This is a genomic window from Myxococcus sp. RHSTA-1-4, assembly GCF_020037125.1.
In the GTDB taxonomy this organism is placed as follows: domain Bacteria; phylum Myxococcota; class Myxococcia; order Myxococcales; family Myxococcaceae; genus Myxococcus.
In genome coordinates this window covers 61,147-73,303 of sequence record NZ_JAIQDG010000021.1, presented here as the reverse complement: position 1 = coordinate 73,303, position 12,157 = coordinate 61,147, and the positions used below count along the sequence as shown (strand labels likewise).

Genomic DNA, 12,157 nt, shown 5'->3' with positions numbered 1-12,157 from the left:
GTCCGTCCGGGGCGAGCGCACATGCGTGTCAAGGTGTTGATTGTCGAGGACTCCAAGGCGTCGCGCGAGTACATCGCCGCGACGGTGGAGGCCGTGGAGGGTATCGAAGCGGTGGTGACCTCGAGCGGCTTCGAGGCGCTGAAGCTGCTGCCCCGCCACCGGTTCGAGCTCATCATCACCGACATCAACATGCCCGACATCAACGGGCTGGAGCTCATCAACTTCGTCAAGAAGAACCCCAACTACCGGGACGTGCCGCTGTTCATCATCACCACCGAGGGCCGTGAGCAGGACCGCGACCGCGGCCTCGCGCTGGGCGCGGCGGAGTACCTGGTCAAACCCTTCGTGCCCGGCAGCCTGGAAGGGCTGCTGCGCCGGTACCTGAAGCTGCCGTGAGTCCCGGGAGCAAGGCCCTGGCCGAGTTCGTGGCCGAGGCGACCGAAATCCTCGACGCCCTGGGCAAGGACCTGCTCGTCCTGGACGAGCGGCGCGGCCAGGAGGCGGACCCGGAGCTGGTCAACGGCATCTTCCGCGCGGCGCACTCGCTCAAGGGGTTGTCCGGGCTGTTCGGCCAGGAGCGCCTCTCCCGGCTGGCGCATGGGACGGAGGACCTGCTGGACCGGCTGCGGCTGGGCAGGCTGCGGCTGGACGACACGGCGCTGGACTCGCTGATTGAAGTGCTGGACGCCTTCCAGGCGCTGCTGGCCGAGGCGGCCCGGGGCGCGGAGTCCGAGTCGCTCACCCGGCGCGTGGAGGACATGACGGCGCGGCTGGCGCGGCTGGGCTCGCCCTCGGTGTCGGCCGAAGAGGACCCGCTGGACCGGCTGGAGCTGGATCCGCAGGTGCGCTCCGTCTTCACCGAGTACGAGGAGCACCGGCTCCGGGAGAACGTGCGGCGCGGCGTGTCGCTGTGGCGCGTGCGCGCCGCGTTCGACCTGTCGGACTTCGACAAGGGCCTGGCGGACCTCAACGCGCGCCTCAAGCCCCTGGGCGAGGTCATCAGCACGCTGCCCTCCGCGCGGCCCGGTGGGGCGCACGGCATCGCCTTCGACCTCATCTTCGGCGCGCAGGCGTCCGGCGAGCAGCTCGAGGCCGGGCTGAAGGGCACGCCCGCGGAGCTGTCCCCGCTGGTGGTGCACCCGGCCACCCACGCCGCGGCCCAGGCGCTGGTCCGCGCCGCGGAGCCCGCGACGGTCCGCGCGTCGATGGGCCGGGTGGAGGCCCCCGAGGCTGCGCCCTCGGCTCCGGCGAAGCGGGGCGGGAAGAAGAAGGGCGCGCGCGCCGCCTCCCGGGGGGACGCGGCCCAGGCCCAGCAGCCGCTGCTGCCCGCGCCGGGGGAGACTGGGGCTTCCCACGGGGCGGATTCCACCAGCGCCGCCCCGGCCCCACATGACGCGCTGGTGCCGGTGGCCCTCCCCGAAATCCACCCGGTCGCGGACGGGGAGCATGTCGCTCCCGGAATCCTCCCGGTGGCGTACCTGCCGGTGGGGGGCGCGGCGCAGCGGGTCCGGGCCGTCATCTCTGATCCTCCAGCGGGCCCTGGCGCTCCTCCCACGGGCGTGGCACCGGGGCGTCCGGAAGGGGACACCTCGCTGCGCTCGCTGACGCAGACGGTGCGCGTGGACATCGGCCGGCTGGACGGCCTCATCAACATGGTGGGCGAGTTGCTGCTCATCAAGGCCAACCTCCAGCGGCTGGCGGAGTCCGCGCGGCAGGACGGGACGGTGGCGCTGTCCAAGCTGTTCGGACAGGAGCTGGCGCGCGAGACGCGGGGCCTGGAGCGCAAGCTGGAGGCGCTCCAGGAGGGGCTGCTGGAAGCGCGCATGGTGCCGGTGGGCCAGGTGTTCGACAAGCTGGCCCGGCTGGTGCGCCGCATCACCCGCGAGGCGGGCAAGGAAATCGAGTTCGTCATCGGCGGCGGCGAGGTGGAGCTGGACAAGCTCATCGTCGAGGAGCTGAGCGACCCGCTGATGCACCTCATCCGCAACGCCATCGACCATGGCGTGGAGTCGCCGGACGCGCGGCTGGCGGCGGGCAAGCCCCGGCGCGCGGTGGTGGCGCTGCGCGCGGAGCAGAAGGGCAACCACGTCCTCATCGAGGTGAGCGACGACGGAGCCGGCATCGATGAGCAACGCGTGCGCGAGGTGGCCCTCACCCGCGGCCTCATCACCTTCGCCCAGGCGCAGGAGATGAGCCGGCGCGAGATGCTCAACCTCATCTTCCTGCCCGGCTTCTCCACCGCGCGCAGCGTGTCCGAGCTGTCGGGCCGTGGAGTCGGGCTGGACGTGGTGAAGAACAACCTGGGCAACCTGTCCGGCATCATCGACGTGTGGAGCGAGCGCGGGAAGGGCACCGCCTTCAACCTCACGCTGCCCGTCACCCTGGCCATCATCCGCGCGCTGGTGGTGGGCGTGAGCGGCCGCACCTACGCGGTGCCGCTCAACAGCGTGCTGGAAATCCTCTCCGTGCAGCCCAAGGACATCCGCACCGTGGAGCGGCGCGAGGTGCTGGATTTGCGCGGGCAGACGCTGCCCTTCATGCGGCTGGCGCGGATGTTCGCCCTGCCGGAGCGGCCGGTGAGCCGCTACTTCGTGGTGGTGGTGGGGCTGGCGCAGGAGCGGCTGGGCATCGCCGTGGACGAGCTGCACGGCCAGCAGGACATCGTCACCAAGCCCCTGGGAGGCCGGTTGCAGTCCGTGCGGGGCATCTCCGGCGCCACGGACCTGGGCAACCGGCGCACCGTGCTGGTGCTGGACGTGGCGGCCCTCCTGGAGGAGGGCATGGCCCTGGAGCGGCGGAGGGCCTGAGCCGCGCCGCGTCCGGTGCTATCCTTGGCCACCGTGTCCAGGTTCGCTGAGCTGCTCGACGACTTCTTCTACCGCCCGGACGAGGACGTCGCCGGCCTGCAGGACTTCGCCGCCGGCAGCGACGGCACGCAGGCGTCCGCGCCGGAGGAGGTGCCCGAGGAGTACCTCGCCTTCCGTCTGGAGGGGGAGTGCTACGCGGTGCCCATCCGCGTCGTGCGCGAGATTTCCAAGGTGCCCCCGCTGACGGAGATTCCCCGGGCGGAAGGCCAGCTGCTGGGGGTGATGAACCTGCGCGGCGAGCTGCTGCCCGTCTACGACATCAAGGTCCGGCTGCGGCTGGCGGAGCGGCCCCCCGTGGTGGCCGGCCCCGAGGCACCTCCGCCTCCGCGCGACGCGCGCATCCTCGTCCTGCGCACGGAGTCCGGCCCGGCCGGGGTGTGGGTGGACAACGTCATGGGCGTGGTGAAGCTGAAGCCCTCCATGCTGGAGGTGGCGCCACCGGGCTTGCGCACGAGCGACCGGGACTGTGTGGTGGGCATCGGCCGGCGCGGGCCCACGCTGTACATCCTCCTCGACTCGGAACAGGCGCTCGCGTCATGAAGGACTCCGTCAACCTCCTGGCGCGCCGGCCGCGCGCGGTGCTGGACGCCCCCACCCAGGAGGCGGACACGCTGGTGCAGCTCTGCGCCTTCTTCGTGGGCAGGGAGGAGTACGTGCTGGACATCATGCGCGTGGAGGAAATCCTCCCGCCCCAGCGCGTCACGCCCATTCCCCATGCGCCGTCCTTCGTGGAGGGCGTGCTGCACCTGCGTGGCGTCATCCTGCCGGTGGTGGACCTGCGGCGCCGGTTGCAGGGGGAGGCGACTCCGGAGACGCCGAAGACGCGGCTGCTGGTGTGCCGGCTGGGGACACGGCGCGTGGCGGTACGGGTGGACCGGGTGGCGGAGGTGCTGCGGGTACGCCGAGGAGACATCAAGCCCGCGCCCGCGCTGGTGGTGGCGGGGCGCTCGCCCTACGTGGTGGGCGTGTGCGGGCCGCCGGACCGGCTGCGGCTGCTCCTGGACCTCAAGGCGCTCCTGCGCGCCGAGCTGGAGCGCGAGTCGTCACGCAAGCCGGAGTGAGCACGAAAGGGGTGCACGGGTGGAAGAGTCGCAGACGGAGAAGCACCGCCGCATCCTCGGCATCCTCTTCATCGTGGCGAGCGCGCTGACGCTGATTGGCGCCATGGTGGTGTTCGTGGGCATGGGCGTGGTGGCCCAGAACATGCCGAATCGCCATGATGAAGAGGCCGCGCGGCAGTTCTTCCTCGTGACGATGGGCATCACCGGCTTCCTGTTCCTGCTGTCGCTGCCGTGCCTCATCACCGGCATCGGCCTGCTCAAGCGCCAGCGCTGGGCGAAGACGTGGGCGCTGGTCGTGGGCATCCTCTCCCTCCCCAGCTTCCCGCTGGGGACGGTGCTCGGCATCTACGCCATCTGGTTCTACACGCAGCCGGGTGCCAACCAGGTCTTCGAATGAACCCCCTGCCCGAGTTCCCGGAGGAGGAGGCGCGCTATCGGGCGCTCCAGGAGCTGGACCCGCGGACGGCGGGGGCCCTGGAGGTGCTCGTCGCCGGCCTGCACGATGAGAGCTGGCGCGTGCGGCACGTGGCGGCGGAGGCCCTGAAGCGGCTGCCGTCCTCCCGAGATGTCGCCGAGCGTCTCATCTGTGTCCTGGGCGAGCGGGGCGAGACGGGCGCGCGCAACGCGGCGGCGGAGGCGCTGGCGGGCCTGGGCGGCGCCGCGCTGGGGCCGCTGGTGCGGCTGCTGTCGCACCCGGACCCGGACCAGCGGAAGTTCGCGGCGGACATCCTCGGGCAGCTCGGGCAGCGCGCCGCGGAGCCGGCGCTCGTCCTCGCGCTGGAGGACACGGACCTCAACGTGCGGGTGGCCGTGTCGGAGGCGCTGGGCCGGGTGGGCGGTGACAGGTCGGCCCGGGCCCTGGAGGAGCTGCTGGCGGACCCGGAGCCGCTGTTGAGGCTGTCCGCCCTGGAGGGCCTGGCGCTGCTGCGCCGCCCGCCACCGCTTCCGGTGGTGATGACCCTGCTGGAGGACTCGCGGCTGCAGCGCAGCGCCTTCCGGGTGCTGGGGCTCGTCCCGCAGGTGGTGGCCACGGAGCGCATCTGCCAGGGGCTGGCGTCTTCGGTGCGCTCGGTGCGCGAGGCCGCGCTGGGCGCGCTGGGCACGCAGACGTCGCTGGTGGAGCCGGTGCGGCGCGTGGAAATCGAGGCGGTGGTGCGGGCGGCGCTGCGGCGGCTGCCGGACGCGGCGGAGCGGCTGGCCCAGGCGCTGGAGTCCGAGGACGTGACGGTGCGCGCGGGCGCGCTGGTGGCGGTGGCGGCGCTGGGCGAGGCGTCGCTCGCGGTGCCGGTGGCGGAGGCGGCACGGGAGGACCGGCTGCTGCGCGAGGTGTTGAACACGCTGGGCCGGCTGGGGCCGGAGGGTGGGCAAGCGCTGCTCGCCAGCATGGCGGACCTGTCCCTGCCGGCGCGCTCGGCCGCCGTCGAGGCGCTGGGGGACCTGGTGGACCCCGGCTCGGTGACGGCGCTGTGCGCGCTGCTGGAGTGGGCCGAGGAGGACCTGCGGGCGCTGGTGGTGCGGGCGCTGGGGCGCACGCGGTCGCCGGAGGCGGTGCTCCCGCTGGTGGACCTGCTGGTGGACCGGACGCTGACGGGCGCCGCGACGCGCGCGCTGGGCGTGCTCGCGGTGAGCTGCCGGGCGGCGGTGCTGGAGGCGCTGGAGGACGCGGTGACGCGCCGGGCGACCCCCGCGGCGGTGGCGGCGCTGGCCCGGGTGGGCGGCGCGCCCGCGCTGCCGGTGCTGCGGCTGCTGGCGCGCGACGCGGAGGCCCCCTGGCGCGCGGCGGCGGTGGAGGCCGCGGGTGAGGTGGACGGGCTGGCGGGCCGGGAGCTGTCCCGCGCGGCGCTGGCGGACGAGGCGGCGCCGGTGCGCGTGGCCGGGGTGCGGGCCATGGGGCGGATGGGCGGCGCGGAGGCGGGGGCGCTCTTGCGGCCCGCGCTGCATGACGAGGACCCCAGCGTGCGCCGCGCCGCCGTGGAGGCGGTGGGCGAGTGCGGGGCGGTGGAGCGAGCGGCGGACCTGGAGGAGTTGGTGCGGCACCCGGACGGCGCGCTGGCGGCGGCGGCGGTGCGCGCGCTGGCGCGGCTGGGCGTGGCGGGGCCGCGTGTGCTGCGCGAGGCGGCGGGCCACCCGGACGCGGAGGTGGTGAAGGCGGCGCTGTCCGCGGGCGCGGTATCCGCGGACGGGGTGGCGCTGGCGCTGACGCTGCTGGGCCACCCGCGCTGGGACGTGCGCGCGGCGGCGGCCCGGGTGCTGGGAGATTCGGGCGGGCCGGAGTGCCTGGACGCCGCCCGCCGGGCGATGGAGGCGGAATCGGACGCCCTGGCCCGGCAGACCCTGTCCGACGCGGTGGAGCGCCTGTCCAGGCGCTGAAGGAGAGACCGCGTGCCTCGCTTCGACGACAGCCGGCCGGAGATGACGGTGGAGGAGTTCCGCCTCCTGAGGGACCACGTCTACTCCCACTGCGGCATCCTGGTTCACGAGGACATGAAGTTCGTCATGGAGCGCCGGTTGTGGCCGCGGCTGGAGGCGCTCGGCCTTCCGGACTTCGGCGCGTACCACCGCTACCTGCGCTACGACGTGCAGCGGCACGCGGAGCTGGAAGCGGCCGTCGAGTCGCTCACCACGCACGAGACGTACTTCTTCCGCGAGCCCTCGCAGCTCAAGGCCTTCTGCGAGGAGCTGGTGCCGCTGCTGGAGAAGCGCAACGCGCGCACGCGGCGGCTGCGGCTGTGGTCGGCGGGGTGCTCGTCCGGGGAGGAGGCCTACACGCTGGCCATGCTCCTCAAGGACAGCCGCCGCTTCGACGACTGGGACGTGGAGGTGTACGGCACGGACATCTCGCGGCGCGTGCTGGCCGTGGCGCGGCGCGCGGAGTACGGGCCGTCCGCGCTGCGCGCCACGTCCGCGGACCTGCTGGAGCGCTTCTTCGTGCCCGCGGGCAACAACCGCGTGCGGGTGCGCGACGAGGTGCGGACCTGGGTGTCCTTCGGCCACCACAACCTGCTGGACGAGACGGGGAGCCAGCTCGTGCCGCGCATGGACGTGGTGTTCTGCCGCAATGTGATGATCTACTTCGACCAGGCGGCGCGCCGCCGGGTGCTGCGAATCGTCCGGGACAGGCTGGTGCCCGGGGGCTACCTGCTGCTGGGCCATTCGGAGAACCTGTTGAACCTGGGCGCGGACTTCGAGCTGGTGCACCTGCGCGGGGATCTGGTGTACCGCCGGCCGGAGCTGCCGGGCCCGGCGGGAGGGGAGAGCCGATGAGCGCGCAGGACTCCATCTCCGTGCTGGTCATCGACGACTCGGCGCACAACCGCCACACCCTCAGCACGCTGCTGGAGTCGGCTCCGGACGTGCGGGTGCTGGACCGCGCGGCCGACGGCGAGGAGGGGCTGAAGAAGGTCCTGGAGCTGAAGCCGGACGTGGTGACGCTGGATTTGGAGATGCCGAAGCTGGGGGGCTACACCTTCCTCCGGCTGCTGATGCGCACGTCACCCACGCCCGTCATCGTCATCTCCAGCTACGCGCACAAGTCGGACGTCTTCAAGGCGCTGGAGCTGGGGGCGTTCGACTTCATCGCCAAGCCGCCGCGCGGCACGCGGGAGGCGCTGGAGGGGCTGCGCGGCGAGCTGCTGGAGAAGGTGCGGGCGGCGCGGCACGTGCGCCCGGGTCAGCGGCACGCGGCGCCGGGCGCGCGGGCCATGGCGGTGGCGGGCGAATTGCCGCTGGTGGTGGCGGTGGGCGCGTCCACGGGTGGCCCTCCGGCGGTGCAGCGGCTGCTGGAGGGGCTGGCCGCGGAGCCGACGCCGTGCGTGCTGGTGAGCCAGCACATGCCCTCGCAGTTCACCCGCGCCTTCGCGGAGCGGCTGGACCGGATTGGCCCCTTCACGGTGACGGAGGCGTGTGACGGGGACGTGGTGGAGCCGGGGCACGTCTACATCGCCCCGGGCGGGCGGCACATGGTGGTGTCGGAGCGGGGCACGCGGCTGGAGCTGCACACCCCGCCGCCCACGCCGCTGGACAAGTACGCACCGAGCGTGGACCGGCTCTTCACCAGCGTGGCGCAGGTGCTGGGGCCCCGGGCGCTGGCGGTGGTGCTGACGGGCATGGGCGCGGATGGCGCGGAAGGGGCGAGGGAGGTGCAACGCGCGGGCGGCGAGGTCTGGGCCGAGTCCGAAGAGACGGCGGTGGTGTTCGGCATGCCGGGGGAGGCCATCGCCACCGGCGCGGTGAAGCGGGTGCTGAAGCTGGGGGACATCGGCCCCGCGCTGGCGGCCCTGGCCCGCCGGAAGCGGTAGCGGCGGGCCCCGGCTCCGGCGCTCTGTCCGGAAGTCCCACCCTCCGAGTGTCATCCGGTAACCGTGTTGCCACACCGGACGTGCCGCTGCCGGACAGGACGGGCGGTGCTTCCCTCCGTGGCCGAATGGGCCGGATGGTAGTCTTCTGTGCCATGACGCAGCAGATCCGAGCCCTGGTGGTGGACGACTCGCAGGCGATGCGGCGCAGCATCATGTACGCCCTGCAGCGCATCAGCGGCGTGGTCTGCACCGAGGCCCAGGACGGGGCGGACGGGCTGAAGAAGCTCACGGAGGGCCGGTTCGACCTGGTGCTCACGGACATCAACATGCCGCTGATGGACGGGCTGAAGCTCATCAGCCACATCCGCAAGGCGACGGACCACCGGACCGTGCCCATAGTCGTCATCACCACGGAGAGCGCGGCGGCGGACCGCGAGCGGGCCCTGAAGCTGGGCGCGAGCGCCTACCTGGTGAAGCCCGTGCAGGCCCGGGTGGTGATGGACACGGTGAAGGGCCTGCTGAAGCTGGACTGAGGGCCCCGGCCCGCCGTCGAGCGCCCGGGTGTTGTCCGAGGAGCGGCGGGCGCGGGTCCGGTCCGTCGGCTCCTGGACGGCGCCCGTGTCTTTCGCTCGCGGCTCCCGGGCGTGGCGGTTATCCGAGCCGCCGGAGGAGGAGACCTCATGAAACTGGGATTCATCGGACTGGGGAACATGGGCCTGCCCATGGCGAAGAACCTGCTCGCGGCGGGGCATGAGCTGACGGTGTGGAACCGGACGCAGGCCAAGGCCGCGCCCCTGCGCGACAAGGGCGCGCGTGTGGCGGGCACTCCCGCGGAGGCGGCGAGGGGCGCGGAGGCCGTCTTCACCATGCTCTCCGACGACCACGCCGTGGAGGAGGCGGTGTTCGGGAGCGAGGGCCTGCACTCGGGGCTGGGGAAGGGCGCCGTCCACGTCTCGTCGAGCACCATCTCCGTGGCCCTCTCCGAGCGCCTGACGGAGGCGCACGCGAGCGCGGGGCAGGGCTATGTCTCCGCGCCGGTGTTCGGCCGTCCGGATGCGGCCGAGGCGAAGCAACTCTGGGTGGTGGCGGCGGGGGCGAAGGCGGAGGTGGAGCGCTGCCGGCCACTGCTGGAGGCCCTGGGGCGCGGGCTCACCGTGCTGGGTGAGCGGGCCTCCGCCGCCAACGTGGTGAAGCTGTCGGGCAACTTCCTCATCGCGTCGATGATGGAGGCGCTCGGCGAGGCCTTCGCCCTGACGCGCAAGTCCGGCGTCGAGCCGAAGGTGTTCCTGGAGGTCTTCCAGTCCGTCTTCGCGCGCTCGCCCATCTTCGAGCGGTATGCGCAGCTCATCGCCGCCGAGAAGTACTCGCCCGCGGGCTTCACGATGCGGCTGGGCCTCAAGGACGTGGGGCTGGCGCTGGACGCCGGGCGCGCGGCCGAGGTGCCCATGCCCCTGGCCAGCCTCCTGCGGGACAGCTTCCTCAGCGGCGTCGCGCAGGGCCACGGAGACCTGGACTGGTCCGCGCTCGGAGCGCTCGTGGCGGAGCGCGCGGGACTGAAGCGCGGCTCCTCCTGAGGCCCGGGCCCCCGCTCGATGTAAGCCCGGGGACGTCCAAGCGCGCGAGACATGAATCGATGTCTTGCGCGCCGGAGACCCCGTCGTGTTCTCCTGAACCGGGGGCTCGACGCGCGAGCCTCGGGGGAGGGGAGCGATGCTGACGGAGAACCGACTCAAGAAGGCCATCAACGACGGGAAGCTGGCGCTGGGGATTGTGAGCTCGCTGCCCCTGCCCGTCATGGTGGAGATGGTGGGGTACGCGGGCTATGACTTCGTCATCCTCGACCAGTTCCGCGTGGGCGTGGGCCCGGAGGCGCTGGAGAACCTCATCCGCGCCGCCGAGTGCGCCGGCATCACCCCGCTGGTCCGCGTGCCCTCGTCCGCGCCCGACGCCATCCTCCGCGCCCTGGACGCCGGAGCCCAGGGCCTCCTGGTGCCGCGCGTGCGCAGCCGCGAGGAGGCCCAGGCCGTGGTGCGCGCCGCGCGCTTCCACCCGCATGGCACCCGGAGCCTCGCCCACGGCCGCCTCACCGGCTTCGGCCGCATGCCGCTGCCGGAGTTCGCGGCGCGCGCCAACCGCCAGCTCCTGGTGGGCATCTGCCTCGAGGACCGGGAAGCGGTGGACGCCGCCGACGCCATCGTCACCGTCGAGGGGCTCGACCTGGTGATGGAGGACGCCCTCGGCCTGTCCCAGTCCTACCGAGTCCCGGGGAAGGTGGACCATCCGGAGGTGCAGGCGGCCATTCGCGAGGTGGCCTCGGCCTGCCAGCGCAACGGGGTCTGGTACTGCGCCACGCCCCGCCTGCCGGGGGAGGCGGAGCGGTGGCTGCGGGAAGGCGCCGCCGCGCTGCTCTTGGGCGACGACCGCGGCGTGGCCTTCCGCGCGCTCCAGGCGCACCTGGGAAACGTGCGCCTGGAGCTCACCAACGAGTGAAACGGTCTACTTCCGGCCGTCCGTCTCCACGGCGGGGATGGGGAAGCGCTCGTGCGGCGCGAAGCTGGGGTCCAGCTCGCGGGGGAGCGTGTCCAGCCGGTTGTAGCGGCGCAGGTCGATCCACCGGTGGCCGCCCTCGAACAGCAGCGAGTACCGCTTCTGCTTGAGCAGCTCGTCCAGGGCGTTCTCCGCGGTGATGTCGGTGCGGGCCGCGAGCCGGCCGGAGCGGGTGCGGATGTAGTTGATGTCATCCGCCGCCGCGCCGATGTTGCCCAGGCCGATGTTGGCCTCCGCCCTCAGGAGGATGAGCTCCTCGTTGCGGATGATGGGCACCTGCGAGTCGCCCTTCGGGTACAGGGTGAACTCGAGGTCCGTGGTCAGCTTCCCATCCGCCGCGCTGACGGCCTCCTCCATCTTCTGGGTCTTCCGCGTCACCCGCGCGTCCAGCGAGCCGTTCGCCCGCCGGTCCGCGTCCGTCTCGATGGACGGGTGCGCGAAGACGCCGCCGCTGGAGAGGAGGTTCTCCAGCTCTCCCGAGCCCGTGGAGAAGGTGTGGTACACGCCCCGGCTCAGCGACGTCAGGGCCGTGGTATGCGCGGCATCGTCGTCGGGGCCCTCGCCATCGCCCAGCGGCGCGGTGGCGTCGATGAACGACTCGCTCAGGGCGGTCAGTGCCCCCTGGTAGTCCGCCTGGTACACGGCCACCCGCGCCCGGATGGCGCGGTTGAACCGCAGGAACGTGGTGCGCGGGTTGTCGAAGTCATCGTCCCGGCTGCGTTCATCGGGGCCCATGAATCCGGTGCTCAGGCTGAACGGGAAGGTGCTCCCTCCGGCCCGCAGGTGGTTCGCGCCCTCGTCGAGCAACCGGCTGATGTGGGCGAACACCGCCTCCTTGCTCTCGATGGGAGCGAGCTCGCTGCCCAGCGGACGGTCCACGTCGATGGGCACGCCGTTCGTGTCACGCGTGTTGATGACGACCAGGAAGTCCAGCGCCTGCATCGTCTTCGCGAAGCCGCGGATGGCCTCCTTGTCCGCGTCGTCCACGCCCGGAACGATGTCCAGCGCGGCCAGCAGCGTGTTGGCGTTGCGGATGTTGGCGTAGGGAGACGACCAGAAGTTGCCGCCGAACGCGAGGGCCCCCGGGTCGAGCTGGGGACCGAGCAGCTCCTGCACGGTGCGGGGCTCCGCGCCGTCAAAGACGTACGCCTCGCGGCCGATGACGCCCAGCTCGGCCACGTAGCCGTTCCGGGCCGCCACGCCGACGCGGTGCCCCAGCAACAGGCCCGTCGAGGCGCTGTACACGCCCGACGGCGTGGGGCTGTTCCGGAAGTCGTCCAGGCTCGGGTTGTCCAGGTCGGGAACATCCAGGTCCCCGCACCCGCCCAGTCCCACCACGGCGCAGAGCGCCACCATTGCCTTCTTCGTACGATGGATGTTCATG

At 72.7% G+C, this 12,157-nt stretch carries 12 protein-coding genes; 11 read left to right on the top strand and 1 reads right to left on the bottom strand.

Features of this window, described 5'->3' with window-relative positions; translation table 11 throughout:
- Window positions 1-21 precede the first annotated feature (21 nt).
- The 11 genes from K8638_RS26675 (at window position 22) to K8638_RS26625 (ending at window position 10,716) form a co-directional block, all read left to right on the top strand.
- Window positions 22-396 carry a response regulator gene (locus tag K8638_RS26675; protein WP_223757453.1) on the top strand — a complete coding sequence of 125 codons (375 nt, stop codon included), beginning with the start codon at window positions 22-24 and terminating at the stop codon, window positions 394-396.
- Entirely contained in the window at window positions 393-2,807 is a 2,415-nt protein-coding gene (locus tag K8638_RS26670) for a chemotaxis protein CheA (RefSeq protein ID WP_223757452.1), read from the top strand. Before K8638_RS26675 ends, K8638_RS26670 begins: the two co-directional genes overlap by 4 nt.
- A gap of 33 nt (window positions 2,808-2,840) precedes the next feature.
- Complete coding sequence (locus K8638_RS26665; RefSeq protein WP_223757451.1) at window positions 2,841-3,407, top strand: chemotaxis protein CheW; 567 nt, start codon at window positions 2,841-2,843, stop codon at window positions 3,405-3,407.
- On the top strand, window positions 3,404-3,928 hold the full coding sequence (locus K8638_RS26660; protein WP_223757450.1) for a chemotaxis protein CheW: 525 nt from the start codon (window positions 3,404-3,406) through the stop codon (window positions 3,926-3,928). The genes K8638_RS26665 and K8638_RS26660 overlap by 4 nt, the downstream gene beginning before the upstream one ends.
- 19 nt (window positions 3,929-3,947) lie before the next feature.
- On the top strand, window positions 3,948-4,325 hold the full coding sequence (locus K8638_RS26655; RefSeq protein WP_223757449.1) for a hypothetical protein: 378 nt from the start codon (window positions 3,948-3,950) through the stop codon (window positions 4,323-4,325).
- Entirely contained in the window at window positions 4,322-6,298 is a 1,977-nt protein-coding gene (locus tag K8638_RS26650) for a HEAT repeat domain-containing protein (RefSeq protein ID WP_223757448.1), read from the top strand. Before K8638_RS26655 ends, K8638_RS26650 begins: the two co-directional genes overlap by 4 nt.
- Window positions 6,299-6,310: 12 nt before the next feature.
- A complete protein-coding gene (locus K8638_RS26645; RefSeq protein ID WP_223757447.1) occupies window positions 6,311-7,192 on the top strand; it encodes a protein-glutamate O-methyltransferase CheR in 882 nt (293 codons plus the stop codon).
- Window positions 7,189-8,226, top strand: coding sequence for a chemotaxis response regulator protein-glutamate methylesterase (locus K8638_RS26640; RefSeq protein WP_223757446.1), 1,038 nt, complete (start codon window positions 7,189-7,191; stop codon window positions 8,224-8,226). Before K8638_RS26645 ends, K8638_RS26640 begins: the two co-directional genes overlap by 4 nt.
- Window positions 8,227-8,378: 152 nt before the next feature.
- The gene (locus K8638_RS26635) at window positions 8,379-8,759 is read left to right on the top strand and encodes a response regulator (RefSeq protein WP_223757445.1); all 381 of its coding nucleotides are present in this window, start codon (window positions 8,379-8,381) and stop codon (window positions 8,757-8,759) included.
- A 147-nt stretch (window positions 8,760-8,906) separates the two neighbouring features.
- The gene (locus K8638_RS26630; RefSeq protein WP_223757444.1) at window positions 8,907-9,800 is read left to right on the top strand and encodes an NAD(P)-dependent oxidoreductase; all 894 of its coding nucleotides are present in this window, start codon (window positions 8,907-8,909) and stop codon (window positions 9,798-9,800) included.
- Window positions 9,801-9,936: 136 nt separating this feature from the next.
- Window positions 9,937-10,716 (top strand): HpcH/HpaI aldolase/citrate lyase family protein, encoded by a 780-nt coding sequence (locus K8638_RS26625; RefSeq protein ID WP_223757443.1) that lies wholly within the window; start codon window positions 9,937-9,939, stop codon window positions 10,714-10,716.
- Between the two features lie 6 nt (window positions 10,717-10,722).
- Here the strand turns inward: K8638_RS26625 and K8638_RS26620 are convergent, their stop codons facing one another.
- Window positions 10,723-12,156 (bottom strand): RagB/SusD family nutrient uptake outer membrane protein, encoded by a 1,434-nt coding sequence (locus K8638_RS26620; RefSeq protein WP_223757442.1) that lies wholly within the window; start codon window positions 12,154-12,156, stop codon window positions 10,723-10,725.
- Between the last annotated feature and the right edge of the window lies 1 nt (window position 12,157).